The 24626-nt window shown below is 71.9% G+C and carries 23 protein-coding genes; 1 reads left to right on the forward strand and 22 read right to left on the reverse strand.

What is annotated here, in order from left to right; all coding sequences use genetic code 11:
- Positions 1-2 precede the first annotated feature (2 nt).
- Positions 3-494, forward strand: coding sequence for a Cys-tRNA(Pro) deacylase (ybaK, locus tag Q9S36_RS35225; protein WP_311289451.1), 492 nt, complete (start codon positions 3-5; stop codon positions 492-494).
- Positions 495-503: 9 nt separating this feature from the next.
- Here the strand turns inward: ybaK and Q9S36_RS35230 are convergent, their stop codons facing one another.
- The 22 genes from Q9S36_RS35230 to murF all read right to left on the reverse strand — a co-directional run bounded on the left by Q9S36_RS35230 (position 504) and on the right by murF (position 24626).
- The gene (locus Q9S36_RS35230; protein WP_311289452.1) at positions 504-2144 is read right to left on the reverse strand and encodes a DUF3352 domain-containing protein; all 1641 of its coding nucleotides are present in this window, start codon (positions 2142-2144) and stop codon (positions 504-506) included.
- A 70-nt stretch (positions 2145-2214) separates the two neighbouring features.
- Positions 2215-2766, reverse strand: a complete 552-nt coding sequence (locus tag Q9S36_RS35235) for a hypothetical protein (protein WP_311289453.1) — start codon at positions 2764-2766, stop codon at positions 2215-2217.
- Positions 2763-6323, reverse strand: coding sequence for a DNA polymerase III subunit alpha (gene dnaE / locus Q9S36_RS35240; RefSeq protein ID WP_311289454.1), 3561 nt, complete (start codon positions 6321-6323; stop codon positions 2763-2765). Before dnaE ends, Q9S36_RS35235 begins: the two co-directional genes overlap by 4 nt.
- Positions 6324-6461: 138 nt before the next feature.
- The gene (locus tag Q9S36_RS35245; protein ID WP_311289455.1) at positions 6462-7424 is read right to left on the reverse strand and encodes a DUF2332 domain-containing protein; all 963 of its coding nucleotides are present in this window, start codon (positions 7422-7424) and stop codon (positions 6462-6464) included.
- Between the two features lie 123 nt (positions 7425-7547).
- A complete protein-coding gene (locus Q9S36_RS35250) occupies positions 7548-8069 on the reverse strand; it encodes a DUF6886 family protein (protein WP_311289456.1) in 522 nt (173 codons plus the stop codon).
- Between the two features lie 91 nt (positions 8070-8160).
- Positions 8161-8859: a GNAT family N-acetyltransferase gene (locus Q9S36_RS35255; protein ID WP_311289457.1), complete on the reverse strand. Its 699-nt coding sequence runs from the start codon at positions 8857-8859 to the stop codon at positions 8161-8163.
- A 4-nt stretch (positions 8860-8863) separates the two neighbouring features.
- Positions 8864-9802, reverse strand: a complete 939-nt coding sequence (locus Q9S36_RS35260) for an RluA family pseudouridine synthase (RefSeq protein ID WP_311289458.1) — start codon at positions 9800-9802, stop codon at positions 8864-8866.
- A 10-nt stretch (positions 9803-9812) separates the two neighbouring features.
- Positions 9813-10400 (reverse strand): signal peptidase II, encoded by a 588-nt coding sequence (lspA, locus tag Q9S36_RS35265; protein ID WP_311289459.1) that lies wholly within the window; start codon positions 10398-10400, stop codon positions 9813-9815.
- Positions 10373-11383: a TraR/DksA family transcriptional regulator gene (locus Q9S36_RS35270; RefSeq protein ID WP_311289460.1), complete on the reverse strand. Its 1011-nt coding sequence runs from the start codon at positions 11381-11383 to the stop codon at positions 10373-10375. The genes lspA and Q9S36_RS35270 overlap by 28 nt, the downstream gene beginning before the upstream one ends.
- Positions 11384-11543: 160 nt before the next feature.
- Positions 11544-12293, reverse strand: coding sequence for a DivIVA domain-containing protein (locus tag Q9S36_RS35275; RefSeq protein ID WP_311289461.1), 750 nt, complete (start codon positions 12291-12293; stop codon positions 11544-11546).
- A gap of 105 nt (positions 12294-12398) precedes the next feature.
- Entirely contained in the window at positions 12399-12692 is a 294-nt protein-coding gene (locus tag Q9S36_RS35280; protein ID WP_311289462.1) for a YggT family protein, read from the reverse strand.
- Positions 12693-12706: 14 nt separating this feature from the next.
- On the reverse strand, positions 12707-13192 hold the full coding sequence (locus tag Q9S36_RS35285) for a cell division protein SepF (protein WP_311289463.1): 486 nt from the start codon (positions 13190-13192) through the stop codon (positions 12707-12709).
- 62 nt (positions 13193-13254) lie between these two features.
- The gene (locus tag Q9S36_RS35290; RefSeq protein ID WP_311289464.1) at positions 13255-13962 is read right to left on the reverse strand and encodes a YggS family pyridoxal phosphate-dependent enzyme; all 708 of its coding nucleotides are present in this window, start codon (positions 13960-13962) and stop codon (positions 13255-13257) included.
- The gene (locus Q9S36_RS35295; protein WP_311289465.1) at positions 13959-14672 is read right to left on the reverse strand and encodes a polyphenol oxidase family protein; all 714 of its coding nucleotides are present in this window, start codon (positions 14670-14672) and stop codon (positions 13959-13961) included. Before Q9S36_RS35295 ends, Q9S36_RS35290 begins: the two co-directional genes overlap by 4 nt.
- Complete coding sequence (ftsZ, locus tag Q9S36_RS35300) at positions 14669-15907, reverse strand: cell division protein FtsZ (RefSeq protein WP_311289466.1); 1239 nt, start codon at positions 15905-15907, stop codon at positions 14669-14671. The genes Q9S36_RS35295 and ftsZ overlap by 4 nt, the downstream gene beginning before the upstream one ends.
- A 220-nt stretch (positions 15908-16127) precedes the next feature.
- Complete coding sequence (locus Q9S36_RS35305; protein ID WP_311289467.1) at positions 16128-16865, reverse strand: FtsQ-type POTRA domain-containing protein; 738 nt, start codon at positions 16863-16865, stop codon at positions 16128-16130.
- Positions 16866-18278 (reverse strand): UDP-N-acetylmuramate--L-alanine ligase, encoded by a 1413-nt coding sequence (murC, locus tag Q9S36_RS35310; RefSeq protein WP_311289468.1) that lies wholly within the window; start codon positions 18276-18278, stop codon positions 16866-16868. It lies immediately after the preceding gene.
- Positions 18275-19357 (reverse strand): undecaprenyldiphospho-muramoylpentapeptide beta-N-acetylglucosaminyltransferase, encoded by a 1083-nt coding sequence (gene murG / locus Q9S36_RS35315; RefSeq protein ID WP_311289469.1) that lies wholly within the window; start codon positions 19355-19357, stop codon positions 18275-18277. The genes murC and murG overlap by 4 nt, the downstream gene beginning before the upstream one ends.
- Positions 19358-19367: 10 nt before the next feature.
- Positions 19368-20639, reverse strand: a complete 1272-nt coding sequence (gene ftsW / locus Q9S36_RS35320) for a putative lipid II flippase FtsW (RefSeq protein ID WP_311289470.1) — start codon at positions 20637-20639, stop codon at positions 19368-19370.
- Between the two features lie 33 nt (positions 20640-20672).
- Positions 20673-22142, reverse strand: coding sequence for a UDP-N-acetylmuramoyl-L-alanine--D-glutamate ligase (gene murD, locus Q9S36_RS35325; protein WP_311289471.1), 1470 nt, complete (start codon positions 22140-22142; stop codon positions 20673-20675).
- Positions 22135-23247: a phospho-N-acetylmuramoyl-pentapeptide-transferase gene (gene mraY, locus Q9S36_RS35330; RefSeq protein WP_311289472.1), complete on the reverse strand. Its 1113-nt coding sequence runs from the start codon at positions 23245-23247 to the stop codon at positions 22135-22137. The genes murD and mraY overlap by 8 nt, the downstream gene beginning before the upstream one ends.
- Positions 23244-24626, reverse strand: coding sequence for a UDP-N-acetylmuramoyl-tripeptide--D-alanyl-D-alanine ligase (gene murF, locus Q9S36_RS35335; RefSeq protein WP_311289509.1), 1383 nt, complete (start codon positions 24624-24626; stop codon positions 23244-23246). The genes mraY and murF overlap by 4 nt, the downstream gene beginning before the upstream one ends.

The following is a 24626-nucleotide window of genomic DNA, read 5'->3' on the forward strand; positions in this document are numbered from 1 at the left end:
CAGTGGCGAAGAAGGCCCGTGGGGTCGGTGGCACGCCCGCGACCGTCGCACTGACCGCCGCAGGGATCGCCTTCGAGGTGCGCGCCTACGACCACGACCCGCGCGCGGCGTCGTACGGCATGGAGGCGGCCGAGGCGCTCGGCGTGGACCCGGCGCGGGTCTTCAAGACGCTGCTCGCCTCGCTCGACGGGAAGCTCGTCGTCGGCATCGTGCCGGTCTCCGGCCAGCTGGACCTCAAGGCGCTCGCCCGCGCGCTGGGCGGCAGCAAGGCGGTGATGGCGGAGGTGGCTGCCGCCGAGCGCGCCACCGGGTACGTCGCCGGTGGGATCTCGCCCGTCGGGCAGAAGCGTGCACACCCGACCGTGCTCGACGAGTCGGCGCTCGCGCACGACACGATCCTGGTGTCGGGAGGCCGACGCGGCTTCGACATCGAGCTCGCCCCGGACGACCTGGCGGCGGTCACCGGAGCGGTGACCGCCACCATCGGGCGCTGAGACGGGTCGTCAGTCGGTCGTCAGCTTGAACAGGCCGTGCATGACGTCGCCGTCGACCCAGCCGCTGACGCCGAAGGCCGACAGCGGCGCGACGTTCTCGCTGACCTCCGGCATGTCCTCGGTGACCCGCACGAGCCAGTCGTCGTCGGCGTCGAAGTTGACGTAGAGCACCGACTGGGCGTCGTCGGACTCGACGACCGCCTGGTAGTCGTCGGTCTCGGCGAGGTCGCCGCCCGACTCCAGCTTGCCGCGGTAGTCGTCCTGGAGCGCGAGCACGGCGTAGCCGTCACCCTCGGTGACCTGCATGAACTCGGCCATCTCGGGCGGGGCCTGGGCTGCGATCTTGTCGAGCACCGCCTGGATCTCGCCGGCGTCGCCCTTGATCTTCAGACCGACCGGGACCTCGCCCGGCCCGCCGTTGGCGATCGCGTCGGGGTCGATGCCGCTGCCCAGCGAGAGCGTCATCCCGTCACCCATCAGGGTCTCGATGTCCTCGGGGATCGCGAGGCCGGTCTCGGTCTCGAGCTGCGAGAGCTGCTCGTCGATGTCGCCGGCCTCGTCGGGCATGGTGCTCTTGACGTAGTCGAGCATCGCGTCGCCCCAGCCCTCGGTCAGCGACAACCCGAAGGCGGCGACGGTGTCGCCGGGCAGCCCGCCCACCATCGAGACGCCCTCGTCGCTCTCCATGTACTTGGTCATGTCCTGCTGGTAGTTGGACATGGCGTACTCGACCTCGACGGCGCCGTCGTCGAAGCGGACCGTGGCGGCCGCGCCGTCGAAGTCGTCGATGAGCTGCTGGAGCTCCTCGGGCACCTCGTCGCCCTCGACCGCGGTGTCGCCCATGGCCTCGTCGGCGCCCTGCATCATCAGCGGGCCGCCCATCATCGAGCCCATGCCGCCGAGCTCGTCGGCGTACTTCGTGACGCCCTTGGCGACGTAGAAGGACATGAAGCCGTCGTCGCCGGCCTCGCCGGTCCAGGTCCCGAAGGCCGCGTCGTCGGCGAGCGTGCCGCCGTCGGTGGCCTCGACCACCTGCGTCGCGATCTCCTTCGTCTCCGAGATGACCATCCAGTCGCCGTCGACGACCCAGCCGCCGACCTCGCCCTCGACGTCCTCGCCGCCGCCGCACGTGTCGACGAGCTTGCTCATGCCGTCCTCGGCCTTGCCGCTGTCGGTGACCTGGACGACGCCCACGGCAGCGGGCTCGTCCTCACCGAGGTCGACGGCCGCCATCGCGGCGCGCGACCCGAGCCACGGCTTCACGTCCTTGGCGTAGTCGAGGCCCTCGCAGGCGCCGGAGGAGGTGATCTCCTCGAAGAGCCGCTCGCGCAGGTCGTCGTCGGTCTCGAGGTCGACCTGGTCGGTGAACGCCGGGAACTTGCGGAGCGTCTTGATGGCCTCGATCTTCTGCCCGCCGCTCGGGTCGAGGTCGATGCTGAAGTAGGCCACGGTCGAGTCCGGCAGCGCCTCGGCGGGCTGCGAGCCGGTCGCGAAGAAGCTGGTGGCCGCCCAGGCCCCGCCGGCGACCACCACGGCGGTGGCGCCGAGCGCGCCGAGCGCGATGAGCCGCTTGCGGTTGTCGTTGCCCGGCTCGGCGTCGGCCGGGCCGGTGGTGTCCAGGTATTCCGGACCACCCGGTGTCGTGCTCATCTCGTCACAGTCCCCCGTTGCACGGGTCCCGACGTCGCCGGGACCTCCCCAAAACATGTCGCGCGTCAGCCTACCCGCGCGAGCGCCTCGTCAACCGCTTGCTCCCCAAGAGGTACGTCCCGACCAGACCGGCCATCGCGCCCGTCGGCAGCGCCACCAGGGCCGACGAGTGCCAGGGCACGCGGCCGTGGTCGGGAGCGGTGAGGCCGAGGTGGCCCGGGATGTCGGTGGTGTAGTCGGGGGCGCCCGCTGCCAGGGGCTGCGGGTCGGGCGGCGACAGGCTGCTGCCGACGGCGTACATCACGACCCCGGCAAGGCTCGACGCGACGAGCACCGTGAGCGCGGTCGCCACCTCGTGGCCGCGGCGCAGGCCGGCGAGCACACCGAGCAGGATGCCGAGGGGGAAGGCGATCACCACGAACAGCGCGATGCCCTGGAAGGACACGTCGGGGCCCGCAGGCTCGAGGAACCAGTGGCCCTGGTAGGTCACGCCGGTGGGCACGTCCCAGAGCCTCTCCCACAGCACCCCGGCGAGCGCACCGGCGACCAGGAAGACGACGACGACCACAGACAGCCGTAGCAGGCGTGGACGGGAGGCCCTCGTGTCCGCGGTCGGGGTCACCCCGCCAGGCATCCCGGCCCCAGGAGCTGCTTGAGGTCGGCGAAGAGTGCCGGGCTCGGGCTGACCCGCAGGTTGTCGTCGAGCTTGAGCACCTTGGTCGAGCTGCGGGTGAGCAGCTTGAGCTGCACCTCGGTCATGCCCGGGTGGGTGCCGAGCACGTCGCGCAGCTGCGCCACCACCGGCGGCGTGCAGCGGGTGGACGGCAGGCTGATCACGACCGGCCCCGTCGGCCCCTGGGTGAGGTCGGGGGCCGTGACCTCCTGCGCGCGCAGCTCGGGCTGGTCCTTGTCGCGGGAGAGCTGGCCCTTGATCCGGACGATGTTGTCCTCGACGAGCAGCGTCGAGGCGAGGGTGTAGGAGCTCGGGAACAGCAGCACGTCGATCGCGCCGTCGAGGTCCTCGAGGGTGATCGTGGCCCACGGGTCGCCGCGCTTGGTGATCTTGCGCTGGACCGAGGTGATGAGGCCGCTGACGGTGAGCGTCGAGCCGTGGGGGCGGTCCTCGTCGAGCAGGAGCTGGCCGATCGTGCAGTCGGTGCCCTGGGACAGGACGTGCTCGAGGCCGAGCAGGGGGTGGTCGGAGACGTAGAGCCCGAGCATCTCCCGCTCGTGACCGAGCAGCGTCATCTTGTCCCAGTCGTCGATGTCGGGGATCGTCACGCTCACCCCGAAGCCGGCGTCGTCCTCGCTCAGGCCGCCGAAGAGCGAGTCCTGGCCGATCGCCTCGTTCTTCTTGAGGTCGACGAACTGGTCGACCGCCGTCTCGTGGACCGCGGCCAGCGCGCGCCGGCGGTGCTTCATGTCGTCGAAGGCGCCTGCCTTGATCAGCGACTCCACGACGCGCTTGTTGCACACGAGCGCCGGGACCTTCTCCATGAAGTCGTTGAAGTCGAGGTAGCGCCCCTTCTCCTCGCGCGACGCCACGATCCCCGCGACCACGTTGTGGCCGACGTTGCGCACGGCGGTGAGGCCGAAGCGGATGTCGTTGCCGACCGGCGTGAAGTCGGCGTGGGACTCGTTGACGTCGGGCGGGAGGACCTGGATCTTCATCCGGCGGCACTCGTTGAGGTAGATCGCCATCTTGTCCTTGTCGTCCTTGACGGACGTCAGGAGCGCGGCCATGTACTCGGTGCGGTAGTTGGCCTTGAGGTAGGCGGTCCAGTAGGTGATGACGCCGTAGGCGGCGGAGTGCGACTTGTTGAAGGCGTAGTCGGAGAACGGGAGCAGGATCTCCCAGAGCTTGTCGATGGCGGCCTGCGGGAAGTTGCGCTCGAGCATGCCGGCCTGGAAGCCGGCGTACTGCTTGTCGAGCTCCTCCTTCTTCTTCTTGCCCATCGCGCGGCGCAGGTTGTCGGCGGCACCGAGGGTGAAGCCGGCCAGCACCTGGGCGATGGCCATCACCTGCTCCTGGTAGACGATCAGGCCGTAGGTCTCCCCCAGCACCGGCTCGAGGGCCTCGGCGAGGGCCGGGTGGATCGGCTCGATCGCCTCGCGGCCGTTCTTGCGGCGGGCGTACTTGTTGTGGGAGTCGGCGCCCATCGGTCCGGGGCGGTAGAGGGCGCTGACGGCGGTGATGTCGGCGAACTGGTCGGGCTGCATCGACCGCAGCAGGGCCCGCATGCCCGAACCGTCGAGCTGGAACACGCCGAGCGTGTCGCCGCGGCCCATCAGCTCGTAGGTGGCCCGGTCGTCGAAGGGCAGCTCCTCGAGGACGACGTCCTCGCCGCGGTTGACCTTGATGTTGGCGAGCGCGTCCTCGAGGATGCGCAGGTTGGACAGGCCGAGGAAGTCCATCTTGACCAGCCCGAGCGACTCGCACATCGGGTAGTCGAACTGGGTGATGACCGCGCCGTCCTGGGGGCGCGCCATGATCGGCACGATGTCGATGAGCGGCTCGCTCGACATGATCACGCCGGCGGCGTGCACGCCCCAGTTGCGGATCTGGCCCTCGAGCCCGACGGCGGTCTCGTAGATGGTGCGGACGTCGGGGTCCTGCTCGTAGAGGGAGCGGAACTCGCCGCCCTCGCCGTAGCGCTTGTGGTCGGCGTTGAAGATGTCCTTGAGCGCGACGCCCTTGCCCATCACGTCGGCGGGCAGCGCCTTGGTGATGCGGTCGGAGATCGCGAAGCCGTGGTCGAGCACCCGGGCGGCGTCCTTGATCGCGGCCTTGGCCTTCAGCCGGCCGAAGGTCGCGATCTGAGCGACGCGCTCGGCGCCGTACTTCTGGGAGACGTAGGTGATCACCTCACCGCGACGCGCGTCGTCGAAGTCGATGTCGAAGTCGGGCATCGACGGACGCTCGGGGTTGAGGAAGCGCTCGAAGAACAGTCCGTGCTCGAGGGGGCACAGGTCGGTGATGCGCAGGGCGTACGCCGCGATGGAGCCGGCGCCCGAGCCGCGGCCCGGGCCGACCCGGATGCCGTTGTCCTTGGCCCAGTTGATGAAGTCGGCGACCACGAGGTAGTAGCCGCAGTAGCCCTTCTGGGAGATGATCGCGAGCTCCATCTCGACCCGGTCGCGGACCTCCTGGTCGAGCCGCTCACCCGGGTAGCGGGCCTCGATGCCGCGCCACACCTCCTTGCGGAACCACGACTCCTCCGACTCCCCCTCGGGCACGTCGGCACGCGCCATGTAGCCGCCGGTGGACTCGGTGAACTCGACCTCGCAGCGCTCGGCGATGGCCAGGGTGTTGTCGCAGGCCTCGGGCATGCCGAAGCGGTCGGCCCACAGCGCGCGCATCTCGGCGGCGGACTTGATGTAGTAGCCACCGCCGTCGAACTTGAGGCGGTTGGTGTCGGAGAGCCGCTTGCCGGACGCCACGCAGATGAGGGCGTCGTGGGCGGCTGCGTCCTCGGGGTTGTTGTAGTGGGAGTCGTTGGTGGCGATGGGCGCGATGCCCATCTCCTTGCCGAGGCGCAGCAGGTCGTCGCGGACCCTCTTCTCGATGTCGATGCCGTGGTCCATCAGCTCGAGGAACACGTTGTCGCGGCCGAAGATCTCCTGGAGCTCGCCGGCCTCGCGCACCGCCTCGTCGTACTGGCCGAGCCGCAGGCGGGTCTGGATCGCACCGCTGGGGCAGCCGGTGCTGACGATGAGCCCCTTGCTGTGCTCGGCGAGGATCTCCTTGTCCATGCGGGGCTTGTAGAAGTAGCCCTCGAGGCTGGAGCGGGAGGAGAGCCGGAAGAGGTTGTGCATGCCCTCGGTGCTCTCGGCCCACATCGTCATGTGGGTGTAGGCCCCGCCGCCGGCGACGTCGTTGCCGCCCTCCTCGGCGAGGTCGCCCTGGCCCCACCGCACCCGGCGGCGCTCGCCGCGCATGGTGCCGGGCGTGACGTAGGCCTCGATCCCGATGATCGGCTTCACGCCGTGCTTGCGGGCCTTGCTGTAGAAGTCGTAGGCGCCGTGGAGGTTGCCGTGGTCGGTCATCGCGATCGCCGGCATGCCGAGCTCGCTGGTGCGGGCGAACAGCCCGTCGAGGAGCGACGCCCCGTCGAGCATGGAGTACTCGGTGTGCACGTGCAGGTGCACGAAGTTGTCGTGTGAGCCGGCGGCCGACATGGAGGAGACTTCCGCACCTTTCGGGGGGTCGCAGACGGTGTCTGTTTCTGGGGTGGTGCTGACTGCGCAGCGGAGAGGGGGAAGAGCAGTCAGCCTACGTCAGTGTGCACGGCCCCACCGACAGGACACGGTGGCTGTTCACAGCCAGTCGATCGCGTGGCCGTGGCCGTGGCTCCACGCCACGGGCGCCCCGTCGAGGGCGGTCACGAAGCGCCCGGCCGGGACCGCCCGGCCGCCGGTCACGCGGGGCAGCACGCGCCGCCCCTCGTTGCTGATCCAGCGGCACCGCCCCGCCGCCACGAGGTCGGTCATGAGGTCGTGGAACCGCACCCGGTCGGGCTCCTCGAGGTAGGCGATCACCGCGGAGTGGAACACCACGGGGGTGCCGTGCCGCGACGCCTCGTCCACCAGCCCCTCGACGTGGTCGAGGAGGTCGCCGGCCACCAGGCGGGGCGGCTCGCGCCGGGCCACCTCCACCGCGCGGCGCAGGCGCTCGCGCCGTTCGTCCTGCTCGGGCCACACCAGGTTCTCCAGCCACGCCACGGCGTCCGGGTCGGCCACGTCGAGAGGGTTGAGGTCGACGCCGCCGCGCCAGGCCACGCTCGGATGGACCGGCGGCACGGGCAGCGGCCCGGTGGTTCGAGCGGAGAGGAGGGGCCCGCCGCTCCCCCGCAGCTCGCCGACCGGGGGCCAGGCGTAGTCGTAACGGTCCGGGAAGAGGCACAGGCCGGCGCTGGCGCCGACCTCGACCAGCGCGAGCGGCCCCTCGACCAGGGAGAGCACCGGCGCGAGCGTGGCGAGGCGGCCGACCTCGTTGGTCTGGGTCGAGCGCGCCATGACCGTCTCCCGGACCGCAGGTCCCTGCCCGAGCAGGACGTCGCGGAGACCGGCGTACGGTCCGGGCGCGGGCGCACCGTGCCAGCGGGCGGCGGCGAAGACCAGGTTGGGCTGCCGCTTGAGCGGGGGCAGCGTGCTGAGCCACGCCAGGACCTCCGCGTCCCCGGCCACGGCGAGCGCCCACTCCTCGAAGCAGGCCGAGTCACCGGCGGCGTACGCCGCGAAGTCGCGGTACTCCGCGGTCACCTCGTCGTGGAGCAGCACGCCCCCATCCTGCCCCGCTCGCTCCCCTTCAGCGATCCCCGGCTGACCGGGGATCACTGAACTTGTCAGGTCGTGCACGGGCCGACAAGTTCAGCGAGAGCCTGACAACCCGGCGGACAAGGGTCAGCGGCGGGTCGCGAAGGGCCCGTCCGGCCCGATGCCCGCGTTGCCCATCCGGATGGCCGAGAACTCCAGGCCGCGCTCGCGGATCTGGGTGAAGTACGGCTCCAGCTCGGGCAGCACGCGCAGCTCGACGCCGTGCCGCTCGTGCAGGCTTACCAGGTCACCCACCTCGACCGGGGAACCGAGTGGTTCGACCTGACGAGTGGCCACATGCGCGTGCGGGCGCTCGCCGAACGGCTCGAAGCCGGCGGCCGCGAACCGGTAGGCCCACAGCCTCGTGGCCCGGATCGTGGACAGCCAGCGCTCCTCCACGGCGTGCACCCTCGTCCCGTCTACGTCGGTCGCGTCCCACGAGCACACGCGGGGGCACTGCCGTGGGAACCAGTAGCACGGGCTGTTGACCGCGTCGACGGCCCAGACGTAGGCCTCCGGTTGCTGCGCGGTCGCGGCGACGTGCGGGACGAAGCGCTCGATCGAGGGGTCCTCGCTGAAGTGCAGCAGCTCTCCCGGTCGTGGCAGCACGCGATCATCATGCCCGGCGTCTCGGACAGGTTCGACCGATTCGCGGAGCGAGCGGCCGGACCTAACGGCTCGTGGCTCCACTGTTGCCTGGTCAGCCGGCGGCGTCGAGCGACTCGGCGATGATCACGTCGACGATCCTCGCGACCCGCGCCTCGCCCAGCTCGGGCACGACGGCGGCCACGCGGCGCACGATCTCGGCCTCCCGCTCGGGGTCGCGCTCGCCGGACGGCTTGATGCCCTGCACCACCCGGGTGAGTGCCGTACGCCGCGCGAGGACGTCGCCGAGGACCAGGTCGACCTCGTCGATCATCGCCCGGAAGCAGGCCAGCGGGTCCCGCCCCGGCCAGACCAGCCTGATGTCGGGCGCACGCTCCTCGTTGGCGGAGCCGTCCGTGCGCTCCAGGGCGACGAAGCCGTGGCGTGCGTAGAAGTCTCGCGCCGGCTGGTTGCACTCGAAGACCCAGAGGCCGACGCCGTCGGGGTGCTCGTCGAGGGCCCTCCGGAGCAAGGCCGTGCCCACGCCGTGGCCCTGCGCCTCGGGCAGGACGTAGAGGTCGTCGAGCCAGGTGGGGGTGCACCGGGAGTAGCCGACGACCTGCCCGTCCAGGACCGCGACGCGGACGTCCTGGGCCGTCAGGTCCCAGCCCGCGACCCAGGCCCGAGCCTCGTCGTCGGTGTGCACGCTCGGGGGGAACGCCTCACCCGCGCCTGCGCGCGACGCGAGGTGCACCTCGGCCAGGACCGGCAGGTCGTCGACCGTGGCGGCACGCAGCACGAGGTCGGTGCGCATCGCCTCAGTGCTCGTCGCGGATGACCTCGAGCGCGTGGGCGAGGTCGTCGGGGTAGGTGGACTCGTAGGTGACGTAGTCGCCGGTCTCGGGGTGCTCGAAGCCGAGCCGCATGGCGTGCAGCCACTGCCGTTGGAGCCCGAGCCGCCGGGCGAGGGTGGGATCGGCGCCGTAGGTCAGGTCACCCACGCACGGGTGCTTGAGCGCGCTCATGTGCACCCGGATCTGGTGCGTGCGCCCGGTCTCGAGGTGGATCTCGAGCAGGCTGGCGAAGCGGTGCGCCTCGAGCGTCTCGTAGTGGGTCACGCTGTGCCGGCCGTCGGCCATCACGGCGAACTTGTAGTCGTGGTTGGGGTGCCGGCCGATCGGGGCGTCGACCGTGCCGGACAGCGGGTCGGGATGCCCCTGGACCAGCGCGTGGTAGGTCTTGTCGACGGTGCGGTGGCGGAAGGCGTTCTTGAGGACCGAGTAGGCGTGCTCGGACTTGCAGATCACCATCACGCCGCTGGTGCCGACGTCGAGGCGCTGCACGATGCCCTGTCGCTCGCTGGCGCCGCTGGTGGAGATCCGGAAGCCGGCGCCCGCGAGGTGGCCGACCACCGTCGGACCCGACCAGCCGGGAGACGGGTGCACGGCCACGCCGACCGGCTTGTCGATCACCACGATGGCGTCGTCGTCGTGGATGATCCGGATGCCCTCGACGATCTCGGGGACGACCGCGAGCGGGTCGGTCTCCGCGGGAATCGTCACGTCGAGCATCGACCCGGCGTGCACCCGGTCGCTCTTGCCGACGGTCGTCCCGTCGAGCTGGACGAGCCCGTGGGTGATGAGGTCGGCGGCCTTGGTGCGGGAGAAGCCGAACATCCGCGCCATCGCGGCGTCGACGCGCTCGCCGGCGAGGCCGTCGGGGACGAACACGGTGCGCTGGTCGGCGTGGGTGGTCATGCCGGCACGCTCATCGCTCGGGCTCCGCAGGAGCGTCGGCCTCGCCACGGTCCCGGTCACGGGAGCCGTCCAGGGCCACGCCGCGGAAGGTCTGCAGGATGATCAGGCCGGCGGCGACGTTGATGCACACGTCGGCGATGTTGAAGACCGGCCAGTTGGGCAGCATCAGGAAGTCGACGACGTGGCCGTGGAACGGCTCGGGCTCGCGGACGATCCGGTCCGTGAGGTTGCCGCCGACGCCGCCGAGCAGCAGGCCGAGCGCGAGGGCCCACCCCGTGCTGGCCACCCGGCGGCTGAGCCAGAGGACCACCACGACCGCCACCATCGCCAGGCAGGTGAACACGATCGTGAAGTCGGTGCCGGTGCTGAACGCCGCGCCGGGGTTGAACGTCAGGTGCAGCACGAACCAGTCACCGAGCAGCGGGACGTCGCCGTCGGCGAGCGCACGCAGTGCCCACTCCTTGGAGCCGAGGTCCACGAGGTAGGCGAGCACCGCCACCGCGAGGAACACCAGCCGGACGTCGAGGCGGCGTCGGCCGGACGGGTCGTGATCGACCGGGTCGCTGGGGTTCAGCGACGCTCCTCGCGCTGCTTGCATGACATGCACAGTGTGGCATGCGGCACCGCCATCAACCGATTCTTGCCGATGGGGTTGCCGCAGGAGTCACAGACGCCGTAGGTGCCGTCGTCGATGTGGGCGAGGGCCCGCTCGATCTGGACCAGCGTCTCGCGCTCCTTCGCCAGCACGGTCAGCTCGTGGTCGCGCTCGAAGCTCGTCGCGCCGACGTCGGCCTGGTCCTGGCCGGCGCCGTCGCCGGCGTCGCGCATCAGCCCGGCGAGCTCGGCCTCGGCCTGGCCGACCGAGGCGGCGAGGCGCTCCTGGTGCTCGGTGAGCTCCTTGACGACCTCGTTGAGCTCGGCGCGGGTCCAGGGGTCCTCGCCCTCCAGCACCACCAGGGTCGACGGCGTGGCCTTGCGCGGCGACTTCTTGGCCACCGTCGCGGTGCGGGTGGCGGGAGCGGCCGCGGTCGCCGCGGCCGCCTTCTTCGCAGGAGCCTTGGTCACGGGTGCCTTCTTCGCGGGAGCGGTGGGTGCGGGAGTCTTCTTGGCCGTCTTGGTCGTCTTCGTGGCCGGGGCCTTCTTGGCGGGGGCCTTCGTGGCGGGGGCCTTCGTGGCGGGGGCCTTCTTGGCCGGGGCCTTCGTCGCCGCGGCCTTCGTCGCGGGGGACTTCGTCGCCGCGGCCTTCGTCGCCGCGGCCTTCGTCGCAGGCGCCTTCGTCGCCGCGGCCTTCGTCGCGGCCTTCTTGGCGGGGGCCTTCGTCGCCGCGGCCTTCGTCGCGGGGGCCTTCTTCGCCGCGGCCTTCGTCGCGGGGGCCTTCTTGGCCGGGGCCTTGCTGGCAGGGGTCTTCTTCGCCGGTGCCTTGCTGGCAGCGGTCTTCTCGGCGGAGGCGGCCTTCGTGCCCGACGTCTTCTTTGCCGCCGCCTTCGTCGAGCTCGCGCCCGACGCGCCGCGTCGACCGATCACTCGCTTGGCGGCTGCGGCAGCGGTGCCCGCCAGGGACTTGCGCGTGGTGCCAGCCATCTCCGAGGGCCTCCAGCCATGCATCGGGTGTGGTGGGAACCACACGGTGGCACGGAGGTTAGCCGCTGGCACCGACCGAACCCAACATCGGCTCGCCGAAATGCGAGAACGACCACCCCGAAGGGCGGTCGTTCTCGCTTTTCACAGGCCTGTTCGAAGATCAGCCCTCGTCGTCGCCGAGGACGGAGCGGAGCCGCTTGGGGGCGTTGCCGCTGTCGACGGGAGCCTGGCTCTCCGCCCCGTTGGCCAGCGCCTCGAGCTGCTGCGTGAAGTAGGTCTTCAGGCGCGAGCGGTACTCGCGCTCGAACTGGCGGAGGGTCTCGACGTCGCTGTTGAGCTTGTCGCGCTCCTTCTCCAGGTCGCCGAACATCTGCTGGCGGCGCTCGGCGGTCTCGGAGTCGAGCATCTGCGATCGCTGGCGGGCGTCCGCCTCCATGCGGTCGGCCTTGGTCTTGGCCTCGGCCTCGAGGCGCTCGGCCTTGGTGCGGGCGGCGCCGACGATGCGGTCGGCCTCGTTCTTGGCGTCCTCGACGAGCTCGTCGGCGTTGCGGGTCGCGATCTCCAGCAGCCGGGCGGCGGCGTTGGAGGCATCGGCCACCGTCTCCACGCGCATCGTCTGCACGGGCGCGGCGGGTGCGGCGGCGATCGGCTGGGGGGCCGGCTCGGGCTCGGGCTCAGGCTCGGGCTCCGGCTCGGGAGCGGCCGGGGCGAAGGAGGCAGCAGGTGCGGCCCCGCCACCGGACTGGGCAGCCGAGAGCTTCGACCTCAGGTCGTCGTTCTCCTTGGTGAGCCGGGCGAGCTCGGCCTCGACCTCGTCGAGGAACTGGTCCACCTCGCCCATGTCGTACCCCTCGCGGAGACGGACAGGTGTAAAGCGCTTGTTGCTCACGTCCTCAGGCGTCAGCGGCATGACCTCACCCAAACTTTCACGATCGTTGACACATGGTGGCTCTGCTGTCAGGAGACAATAGCGCCCGGCGCCGCGCGGGGCACAGTGACCCGTGTGACGGATGGTTCAGAGATTGAAGATGGTGGCTATCACGTTGAGCAGCAACCATGCTGCCACCATGACCAGCAGGAAGCTGAGGTCGAGGGCCACCGAACCGATCCGCAGCGGCGGGATCACCCGGCGCAGCGCCATGATCGGCGGGTCGGTCGCGGAGTAGACCCCCTCGAGCGCGACGAGCAGGGGGCCGCGCGGCTCCCACTGCCGGGCGAACACCTGGACCCAGTCCACGATGAACCGGACCCAGAGCAGCCCGATGAAGACGAAGAGGATGATGTAGAGCGTCTGGCCGATGATCTGCACAGGTGAAGTATCTGTCAGCTCTGGTTGAAGAAGCCGTCCTCGGCGATCCGCTCCTTGTCCTCGGCCGACACCGCGACGTTGGGCGGCGAGAGCAGGAAGACCTTGTTGGTCACCCGCTCGATCGACCCACGGGTGGCGAAGATGAGGCCGGCGGCGAAGTCGACGAGGCGCTTGGCGTCGTTGTCGTCCATCTCGCTGAGGTTCATGATCACGGGCGTGCCGTCGCGGTAGTTCTCGCCGACGAGGCGGGCCTCGTTGTAGTTGCGGGGGTGCAGGGTGGTGATGCGGCTCAACTCGGCCACGACTCCTGTCTGGACCGAGGCCGGTCGGCGGCGCTCGGCGAGGTCGGACACAGGGGCAGGGCGACGCTCGCGGACGACCGGGCGCTGCTCGACGGCGTCGTGGGTGGAGGTCTCGGTGTCGCCGTCGTAGTCGTCGTAGTGGCCGGTGTCCTCGAGCAGGCCGAGGTACTCGCCGATCTTGCGCATCGCGCCGCTCATGAGACAGATCCTCCGCTAGACGTGGTGGCCGGGTCCGGCCACCGGGTGAGACGTTGTCGACATTACTGGACCGCAGGCCTCGGACCGAGGACCGCGGAGCCGACACGCACGTGTGTCGCGCCGTGCGTGACGGCGGGCTCGAGGTCACCGCTCATGCCGGCCGAGAGCAGCGTGGCGTCGGGGTGGTCGCGCAGGAAGTCCGCACGGATCGCGGCGAGCCTGGCGAAGGCGGCGTCGGGCTCCTCCCCCAGCGGCGCGACGGCCATCAGGCCACGCAGTCGCAGCATCCCGGCCTCCTCGACGCGGTGCGCCAGGTCGGCGAGGTCCGCGGCCGGCGCCCCGGACCGGTTGTCGGCGCCGGGCGGGTCGAGGCTCACCTGGAGCAGCACGTCCACCTCGTGCGAGCGGTCGTGGGCACCGCGGGAGAGCGGGCCGACCAGCTTGGCGCGGTCGACCGACTCCACCACGTCGGCGTACGACGCGACGGCGGCGGCCTTGTTGGACTGCAGGCCCCCGATGAAGTGCCACCGCAGCCCGAGGTCGGCGCACTCGGCGGCCTTGGCCTGCGCCTCCTGGTGGCGGTTCTCGCCGACGTCGGTGACGCCGAGGTCGGCGAGGAGGCGCACGTCGGAGGCCGGGAAGAACTTCGTGACGACGACCAGCGAGACCTCGTCGGCGTCGCGACCGGCGCCGGCACAGGCGTCGGCGATGCGCCGTCGTACGACGGCGAGGTTCGCGGCGAGCTCGTCGCGGCGGGCGGTGTCGGTCACGGGTGGCTCCAGATGACGCCGGCGAAACGGGTGGCGGCCGCGCCGTCGCGGCGGTACGACGGCCAGGCGGCGTCCTCGCGGGTGCACGCGCCGACGACCCGGACGTCCGCGATGCCGGCCGCCGCGAGCTGCGCCCGGACCCCCGCACCGAGGTCGAGCGCGGGCGTGCCCCAGGACGTCGTGGCGCGCGCCTCGGGCACGAGCGCGGCGACCTCCTCCTGGAGGTCGGCCGGCACCTCGTAGCAGGAGCCGCACACGTGCGGTCCGACCCACGCGACCGACGGCTCACCGCCCCGCGCGCGCACGGCAGCGACGGCGGCCGGGACGACACCGGCGGCCAGGCCGGGCCGGCCGCTGTGCACCGCGGAGATCCATCCCGTCCCGGGATCGGCCAGCAGGACCGGGACGCAGTCGGCCGCGCGGGCGAGCAGGGCGACCCCGGTCTGGGCGGTGACCATCGCGTCCGCCGAGACCCGACCGCTCGTGCGTCGGTCGTCGACGAAGTCGACGTGCGCGCCGTGCACCTGGTGCATCAGCACCGGGGTGGCGCCGGTCGCCTCGGCCAGCGTCGCGAGGGAGGCGTCACGCACCGAGGCCTCGGCGGCGTCGCCCAGGCTGAGAGACACGTCGGTGAAGGCGACCTCGATCACGAGGTCGCCTTCGATCCGGTCGCGGTGGCGCAGGACGCGCGTCGCGTCAGGGGTGCTCACTTCAGGAAGTCAGGCACGTCCAGGTCGTCGTCGTCGAACTCGACCTGCCGGGTCTGACGGGGCTGGGCGGGGGTCGCCTGGCCCTCCTGGGACGAGGGCGCGAACGTCGCCGGCGCAGGGGTGGTAGGGCTCGACGACGAGCCGGCGCCCGCACCGCTCGCGCCCGCGGGGCTCGACGCGGGCGCCGCGGCCTTGGTCGCGATCTGCTGCGCCGCGGCGCGGGTCTGCTCCTGCGTCTGCGCCGGCTGGTTCTGCCGGAGCACGTTGCCGTCGGAGCGGCGCTTCGGCATGCCGCCGTCGAAGCCCGCCGCGATCACCGTGACGCGCACCTCGTCGCCGAGGGCGTCGTCGATCGTCGCGCCGAAGATGATGTTGGCCTCGGCGTGCGCGGCCTGGGAGACCAGCGCAGCAGCCTCGTTGATCTCGAACAGGCCGAGGTCGGAGCCGCCCGCGATGGACAGCAGGACGCCGTGGGCGCCCTCGATGCTGGCCTCGAGGAGCGGGCTGGAGACCGCCATCTCCGCAGCGGCGACCGCGCGGTCCTCGCCCCGGGCCGAGCCGATGCCCATCAGCGCGGACCCGGCGTTGGCCATCACCGACTTCACGTCGGCGAAGTCGAGGTTGATCAGGCCCGGCGTCGTGATCAGGTCGGTGATGCCGGAGACACCCTGCAGCAACACCTGGTCGGCCTGCTTGAAGGCGTCGAGGATCGACACGTTGCGGTCGGTGATCGACAGCAGCCGGTCGTTGGGGATGACGATGAGGGTGTCGACCTCCTCGCGGAGCTGGCTAATGCCCTCCTCCGCGGAGTTCGCGCGGCGGCGACCCTCGAAGGCGAACGGCCGGGTCACGACGCCGATGGTCAGGGCGCCCAGCGAGCGGGCGATGCGGGCCACGACGGGCGCGCCGCCCGTGCCGGTGCCGCCGCCCTCGCCGGCCGTCACGAACACCATGTCGGCGCCCTTGATGACCTCCTCGATCTCGTCGGCGTGGTCCTCGGCCGCCTTGGCGCCCACCTCGGGGTTGGCGCCGGCACCGAGCCCACGGGTGAGCTCGCGGCCGATGTCGAGCTTGACGTCGGCGTCGCTCATGAGCAGGGCCTGGGCGTCGGTGTTGATCGCGATGAACTCGACGCCCTTCAGGCCGACCTCGATCATCCGGTTGACGGCGTTGACGCCACCTCCACCAATGCCCACGACCTTGATGATCGCCAGGTAGTTCTGCGCTGCTGCCACGGCTCCGGGGCCTTCCTCGAGTGGGTCTGTGTGAAACGGATGTGCGCTGTGCCTAGGGGAAGCGACGAGGTCCGGACATCCACCACCCTCGGGGTTCCGGAACCCTAACCGTGAACCTGAGGGTTATAGTTATGTCAACCTCGCCGTTCGCACGACCATAGGCAGGCGCCCGTCCCTGCCGGCGGCAACACGCCCGGCGCGGCGCGGATTTCTGGTGCACTCAGCGGACGGTCGGGTTCCCGGGGACGCTGACGTCGTACACCTTCGCCTTCCGGGCGGCGGCAAGCAGGCTGTCGACCACCTCGGCCTTGAGCTCGGACTCCTCCGCGCTCCCCCACAGCACCTGGCGCTGGTCGCGCATCACGAGCGTGATCTGGTCGACGGTGGCGACCTCGACGTGGTCGACGCGGGTCGCGAGGTCCTCGGGCAGGGCGGACACGACGGTGGCCGCCTCCTTGAGCGCGTCGGTGCCGGCGCTGCCGCCGGGCCGGACGCGGGGCATCCCGGGGGGCGCCGCCTTGTAGTCCCGGAAGACGACCCCGTCGGCGTCGAGCCCGCGCAGCCGGCCGGCCAGCTCGACGACGGCGACCGCGGTGCGCTCCACGACCTGGATGCGTACGACGTCAGGCCAGGTGCGGGAGACGTCGACCGAGCGCACCTCCGCCAAGGACCCGACGCGCGCGTCGGCGCGTCCGAGGTCGACCAGGGCGAGCTGCTCACCGAGCGGGATGTCGGCGATCTCCCGGACCCTCCCGTCGCTCAGCAGCTCGTTGCCCACGACCTCCACGCGCTTGACCTGCAAGGTGGCGGAGAAGAACACCAGCCACACCGACGTCGCCAGGAGGCCGATGACGAGGACCAGGGCCAGGACGTAGCGCAACGACAACCAGCGCCGGGCCCACTGCCGACGCGCGAAGCGTCGACGGGTGCGCCGGGCGGCGCGCTCCTCCTGCTCCACTCAGGCACCCCCGAGCAGGGCGAGCACCTGCGGCCCCACCGTGGTGACGTCGCCGGCGCCGAGGGTGATCACCAGGTCACCCGGGCGCGCCCGGTCGGCGAGGGCCGCAGCAGCGGCCGCGAGCCCGTCGACGTAGTGGACCCGGTCCCCCTGCAGGGGTACGGCGTCCGCGACGAGGCGTCCGGTCACGGCGGGGTCGGGGTCCTCGCGGGCGACGTAGACGTCGAGCACGAACACCTCGTCGGCGGCGCCGAGGGCCTGGCCCATCGCGGGGCCGAAGATCCGGGTGCGGGAGACGAGGTGGGGCTGGAAGGCCGCCACGACGCGGCCCTCCCCTGCCAGGGCGCGTGCGGCCTCGAGGTCGCCGCGGATCTCGACGGGGTGGTGGGCGTAGGAGTCGTAGACGCGGACGCCGCCGGCCTCTCCCTTGAGCTCCATGCGCCGTCCGGTGCCGGTGAAGCTGCCCAGCCCGTCGGCCAGCGCGTCGAAGTCGAACCCGAGCCGCAGGCCCATCGCCAGCGCGGCGACGGCGTCGAGGACGTAGTGGCGGCCGGGGATCCGCAGCCGCAGCACGCCGAGGTCCGCGCCGTCGCGGGAGACCCGGCAGGACGAGGTCGACCCCTCGAGCACGAGGTCGTGGATGCGCAGGTCGGCGTCGGCCGACTCCCCCACCGTGACCACCTCGAGCCCGTCCGCACGGGCACCGGCCGCGAGCCGGGCCGCGCCGGGGTCGTCGACGACGCACACGAGGAAGCCGTCGCGGTCGACGGTGCCGGCGAAGTCGTCGAAGGCCCGGTGGTAGGCCTCCTCCGTTCCCCAGTTGTCGAGGTGGTCGGCCTCGACGTTGGTGACGATCGCGGCGTGGGGGCGGTAGACCAGGAAGGCGCCGTCGCTCTCGTCGGCCTCGGCGACGAAGAGGTCGTCGCGTCCGGCGTCGGCGTTGCGGCCGGTCGCGGTGAGCACCCCGCCCACGGCGTACGACGGGTCGGCGCCGGCCGCGAGCAGGGCCGAGGTCAGCAGGCCCGTGGTCGTCGTCTTCCCGTGGGTGCCGGCCACGGCCAGGACCCGCGAGCCCGCCATGACCGCGGCGAGGCCCGCCGAGCGCGGCAGGATCCGCAGACCCCTGCGGCGCGCCTCGACGACCTCGGGGTTGTCCTCGCGCGCCGCGGTCGTGACGACGAGGGTGTCGGCGTCACCCACGTGGGCCGCGTCGTAGCCGAGGTGGCAGGTGACGCCGAGCTCGCGCAGCGCCGGGAGGAACGGGGTGTCGTGGTCGTCGCTGCCCGAGACGGCGACGCCGCGGGCGGCCATGATGCGGGCGATCGCGGAGATCCCCGCACCGCCGATGCCGACGCAGTGGACCCGGCCGAGCTCGGCGGCGGGGAGGATCACGTCGGGGACCGGGATCCTCACGACGCCCTCCCCCGCGCTGCGTCGAGGACCATCCGGGCGAGCTTCTCGTCGGCGTCGAGCGGGATCACCCCGCGCGCTGCCGCACCCATCGCCGCGAGCCGCTCGCGGTCGGTGAGCAGCCCGGGCACGCTCGCCCCGACCCACTCGGGGGTGAGGGCCGCGTCGCCCACGAGGAGGCCACCGCCCGCGTCCACGACGGGGCGGGCGTTGAGCGCCTGCTCGCCGTTGCCGATCGGCAGGGGGACGTAGACCGCGGGCAGCCCGACCCCGGACACCTCGGTGACGGTGTTGCTCCCCGCCCGGCACAGCACGGCGTCCGCCGCTGCGTAGGCGAGGTCCATGCGGTCGACGTAGTTGAGCACGACGTAGGGGACGTCGCCGGACGGCGCCTCGAGGTCGTGCTTCGGACCGACGACGTGCAGCACCTGGACGCCCGCCGCGGCGAGGGCAGCGGCGGCGCCGGAGACGGCGCCGTTGATCCGGGCCGCGCCCTGGGAGCCTCCGGTGACGAGGAGCGTCGGCAGGTCGGATCGCAGGCCGAAGGTGGTGAGCGCCTCGTCGCGCAGCGCGGCCCGGTCCATCGCGGAGATCATCCGGCGGATCGGCAGGCCGGTGAAGACGGCGTGCGGCAGCGCCGTGTCGGGGAAGCTGGTCGCGACGTGGGTCGTCATGCGGGCACCGAGCCGGTTGGCGACGCCGGGGACGGTGTTGCCCTCGTGGACGACGATCGGCAGGCCGCGCTTGCGCGCGGCGAGGTAGGCCGGGACCGAGACGTAGCCGCCGAAGCCGACGACCACGTCGGGGCGCACCCGGTCGACCACCTCCATCGCTGCGGCGCGGGCCGCGCGCAGCCGGGTCGGCACACGGAGCAGGTCGGCGCCGGGTCGGCGCGGGAGCGGCACGCGCGGCACGACCTCCAGCGGGAACCCGGCCGCGGGGACCAACCGAGCCTCGAGCCCCTCGCGAGTGCCGAGGCACACGATGTCGGTCGCGGGGTCGAGGCGGCGCAGGGCGTCGGCGGTGGCGAGCAGGGGCGAGGTGTGGCCGGCGGAGCCGCCGCCGGCGAGGAGAACGCGCATCAGGCCAAATCTAGCGGCGGGCGTCGGACGGCGACGCGGCGGAGAGGCCGGCCGAGCGGTTGCGCCTGCGGGCAGCCAGGGCGGCCGCCGCCTCGGGCTCGCGGCGGGCGAACCCGATGACCAGGCCGAGCGCGACCAGGGAGGGCAGCAGCGCCGAACCGCCGTAGGACACGATGGGCAGCGGGATGCCGATCACGGGCAGGACCGCGAGCACCATGCCGACGTTGATCATCATCTGGCCGAGCAGCCAGACCACGATGCCGAAGGTCGCGTAGCGGACAAACGGGTCCTCGGTGCTGAGCGCGACCCGGATCGCGGCGTAGGCGATGGTGAAGAACAGGCAGACCACCAGCAGCGTGCCGACCAGGCCGAGCTCCTCGCCCAGGACCGCGAAGATGTAGTCGGTGTGGGCCTCCGGCAGGTCGCCCCACTTCTGCGTGGAGGCGCCGATGCCCTGCCCGAACCAGCCGCCGCTGGACAGTGCGTAGAGGCCGTGGGCGGGCTGCCACCCGGTGTCGGTGTAGTCCTTGAACGGGTCGGTGAAGTGGGTGATGCGCTGGAGCCGCTCGGGGTCCATCGCGGCCAGCGCGGCCGCCGCACACCCGAGGATCGAGATGCTGAGGACGAACAGCCGCATCGGCGCCCCGACGACCCAGAGCATCCCCAGCATGATGATGCCGAGCACCATCGCCGTGCCGAGGTCGCGACCGACCAGGACCAGCCCGATCACGGCCAGCAGCCCGGGCACGACCGGCACCAGGAGGTGGTGGAGTTCGCGGAGGCGGCGCTCCTTGTGGGCGTAGATGTTCGCCGCCCACAGCACGATCGCGAGCTTGGCGACCTCGGCCGGCTGCATCGTGAAGGGGCCGATGGCGAGCCAGTTCTTGTTGCCGTTGATGAGCACGCCGAAGCGGGCCACCAGGGCGAGGAGCACGAGCGCGAACATGAACCCGGGGTAGGCCAGGCGGCGGACGTGCTTGACCGGCATCCGGGAGGCGACCCACGCGCACGGCAGGCCGATCGCGACCCACATGAGCTGGCGCTTCACCACGGCGTAGGAGTCGTCGTAGGTGAGGAACGAGCGCACGCTCGACGCGCTGAGGACCATGATCAGCCCGATGGTCAGCAGCAGCAGGGATGCGCCGAGCAGGAGGTAGTAGGACGCCAGCGGCTTGTCGAGCGCCTCGCGCACCGACCGCCAGCCGGCGACCACCCCCGACCCGAGCGGCGCACGGCCCTTGACGGGCGCCGTGGCGACGTCCTCGGGGTTCGCGGTGGTCATCGCTCGCGGTCCCCCTCGGTGTCGGTCTGGGTCTCAGGTGGCGCGGTCCAGGTGGGCCCGCACGGCGGCCGCGAACGCGTCGCCACGGGCGCCGTAGTTGGTGAACATGTCCATGGACGCGCATCCCGGCGCCAGCAGCACGGTGTCGCCAGTCCTGGCGAGCCGGGCGGCCGCGTCGACCACGCGCTCCATCGGGGCACCAGTCTCGTCGGCACCGACATCGATGACGGGCACATCGGGCGCGTGTCGCGAAAGAGCGTCGGCGATGACCTGGCGGTCCTTGCCGAGCAGTACGACGCCCCGCAGCCGCTCGCGGACCGCGACCACCAGGTCGTCGAAGCGGGCGCCCTTCGCCAGCCCGCCGGCAACCCACACGACCGGGTCGTAGGCAGCCAGGGAGGACTGCGCGGCGTGCGGGTTGGTGGCCTTCGAGTCGTCGACCCACGTCACGCCGTGGGCCTCCCCCACCCGGGCGATGCGGTGGCCGTCTGGGGTGAAGGCGCGCAGGCCGTCGCGGACCGCCTGCTGGCTGACGCCGTGGGCCCGCGCGAGCGCGGCGGCGGCCAAGGCGTTGGCGACGAAGTGCGGGGCCGGCGAGGCGAGGTCGTCGAGGGTGCAGAGCTCGGCGGCGCTGGTCGCGCGCTCCTCGATGAACGCGCGGTCGACGAGGAGGTCCTCCACGACCCCGAGGTTCCCGGGCGACGGCGTGCCGAGGGTGAAGCCCACCGCGCGCGCCCCCTCCACCACGTCGGCCTCGCGGACCATCTCCTCCGTGGCGGGGTCGGCCAAGTTGTAGACGCAGGCGCGCTGGACCCGCTCGAAGATGCGCGCCTTGTCGGCGGCGTAGTCGCGCATGCCGTCGGGGCCGTCGTACCAGTCGAGGTGGTCCTCGGCGAGGTTGAGCACGGCCGCGGACTCCGCCGACATCGACCAGGTGTAGTGGAGCTGGAAGCTGGAGAGCTCGACGGCGAGGACGTCGTAGGGCTCGGGGTCCATGACCGCCTCGACGATCGGCAGGCCGACGTTGCCGACGGCGGCTGCGCGGAGGCCTGCCGCGGTCAGGATCGACTGCAGCATCTGCACGGTGGTCGTCTTGCCGTTGGTGCCGGTGACGGCCAGCCACGGCGCGGGTTGCGCGGGGTCGCGCAGCCGCCAGGCCAGCTCGACCTCGCCCCACACCGGGACTCCGCGCCCGGCGGCCTGCACCAGCAGCGGCGCAGTGGGCCGCCAGCCGGGCGAGGTGACGACCAGGTCCACGTCGTCGGGGAGCACGGCGGTGGCGCCGGGCTCGAGCCGGACGGTCGCGCCGAGGGTCTCCAGCAGCTGGGCCTTCTCGGCCTTCTCCGGTGTGCTCACGTCGTCGAGGGCCACCACCTGGGCGCCGAGGAACAGCAGGTTGTCCGCGGCCGCGAAGCCGGAGACGCCGAAGCCGGCGACGACGACCCGGACTCCGGACCAGTCGCTCGTGCGGCCGAGCGCGTCGATGTCGAGCGACTCAGCCAATGCCGGCGACCCACTCGGCGTAGAAGATGCCCAGGCCGATCGCGACGGCGAGCCCGGTGATGATCCAGAAGCGGATCACGATGGTGACCTGCTCCCAGCCGAGCATCTCGAAGTGGTGGTGCAGCGGCGTCATGCGGAACACCCGGTGGCCGGGGCCGATCTTGAATATCAACCGCACGAGCCCGCTGGCCCGGCTCGCCTTGAAGACCGACACCTGGATCATCACCGACAGGGTCACCGCGACGAACAGGCCGCCGATGATCGCGAGCAGCAGCTCGGTGCGCGTCATGATCGCGAAGCCGGCCATCGCGCCGCCCAGCGCCAGGGAGCCGGTGTCGCCCATGATGATCTGGGCCGGCGAGGCGTTCCACCAGAGGAAGCCGAAGCAGGCGCCGGTGATGGCGGCGGCCACCACGGCGAGGTCGAGGGGGTCGCGCACCTCGTAGCACTTCGGGCCCGCCTCGAGCGCGCAGGACTGGCTGTTCTGCCAGATGTTGACCAGCGTGTAGGCGGCGAAGACCAGGATCGACGAGCCGGCCGCCAGGCCGTCGAGGCCGTCGGTGAGGTTGACCGCGTTGCTGAACCCGGTGACGAAGAACCAGACGAGGAGCATCGCGAGCACCGTCGGCAGCGCGAAGCCCTCGTAGTCGCGGATGAAGGAGATGTGGTCGGACGCCGGGCGCCAGCCGCGCTCGTCCTCGAGCATCGGCGACAGCGCGAGGAAGCCGAAGACGACCGCGACGAGCGTCTGGCCGATCATCTTGGCGCGGCTGCGCAGGCCGAGGTTGTGCTGGCGGCTGACCTTGAGGAAGTCGTCGAGGAAGCCGACCGTGCCGAGCCCGACGAACAGGAACATGAGCAGGAGGGCGGACGCGCTCGGCGCGGTGCCGGTGATGAGCTTGGCGGCGAAGTAGCCGACCACGGTGGCGAGCACGATGACCGCGCCGCCCATGGTCGGGGTGCCGCGCTTGGTGTGGTGGGTGGTGGGGCCGTCGTCACGGATCGGCTGGCCGAATCCCTGCCGCGTGAAGAACCGGATCGCGTAGCGCGTGCCGAGGAGCGAGATCAGCAGGGAGAGTCCTCCTCCGAACAGGATGGCTCTCATCTCGTGCTACTTCCTTCCTCACCCATGACGAGGAGCTCGTCGGCGATCACTTCCAGCGCGGCCCCCCGCGACGCCTTCACCAGGACGACATCGGCAGCCGAGACATTGTGCCGCAGCCAGTCCGACGCGGCGTCACGCCCCGCCGTGGGGACCGCCACACCGCCGGTCCCGACGGTGTCGAAGCCCGTCGCGATGTCGCCGGCGGCGGGCCCGACGGCGACCAGCACGTCGACCCCGGCGCGGGCGGCGTACTCCCCCACGCCGGTGTGCGCGTCGCGGGAGCCGGCGCCGAGCTCGAGCATCTCCCCCAGCACCGCGACCGTACGCCGACCGCTGCGCGCGCCGATGCCCCCGAGCGTCTCCAGCGCGGCCTTCATCGACTCCGGGTTGGCGTTGTAGGCGTCGTTGACGACGACCAGGCCGTCGGGGCGCTCGTGCAGCTCCATGCGCCAGCGGCTCGCGGGGACCGCGTCGCTGAGGGCGTCGGCGACGGTGTCGAGGTCGACGCCGGCCGCGAGGGCCATCGCGGCGGCGGCCGCGGCGTTGCGCCACTGGTAGGCGCCGACCTGGGCGAGGTGCACCGTGGCGCCGGACCCGCGGTGCCGCAGCTCGAAGGAGAGCCGGCCGAGCTCGTCGCTGGTCACCTCGGCGACGGCGACGTCGGCACCCGCGCCGCCGAAGGTCGTCACCTGGGCGCTGGTCCGCGTCGCCATCGCCGCGACGAGGTCATCGTCGGCGTTCAGCACCGCGGTGCCGTCGGGGCCGAGGGCCTCGACGATCTCGCCCTTGGCCCGTGCGATGGCCTCGCGGCTGCCGAACTCGCCGATGTGCGCCGTGCCGACGTTGAGCACGGCCGCGACGCGGGGAGGTGCGATCGCGCAGAGCTCGGCAATGTGGCCGACACCCCGCGCGCCCATCTCGACGACGAGGTAGCGCGTCTCCTCCGTCGCGCGGAGCACGGTCAGCGGCACCCCGAGCTCGTTGTTGAAGTTGCCGCGCGTGGCCACGGTCGCCCCGGACTCGGCGAGCACGTGGGCGAGGTAGTCCTTGGTGCCGGTCTTGCCCTGCGAGCCGGTCATCGCCAGGACGACGAGGTCCGGGAGCCGGTCGACGACGTGGCGCGCGAGCCGGCCGAGCGCGGCGGTGACGTCGTCGACGACCACCGTCGGCAGGTCGGTGGGCCGGCTGCCGAGCACGGCCGCCGCACCTGCCTCGCCCGCAGCGGTGGCGAAGTCGTGGCCGTCGACCCGCTCGCCCGCGACCGCGACGAAGAGGCCACCGGGCTCCGGCGTACGGGTGTCGAGGAACGCGCCGCCCGTGACGGTCGCGTCACCGTGGGCCCGTCCCCCGACCACGTCGGCCACCTCGGCCAGCGTCAT

Source organism: Microbacterium sp. ARD31, assembly GCF_031844425.1.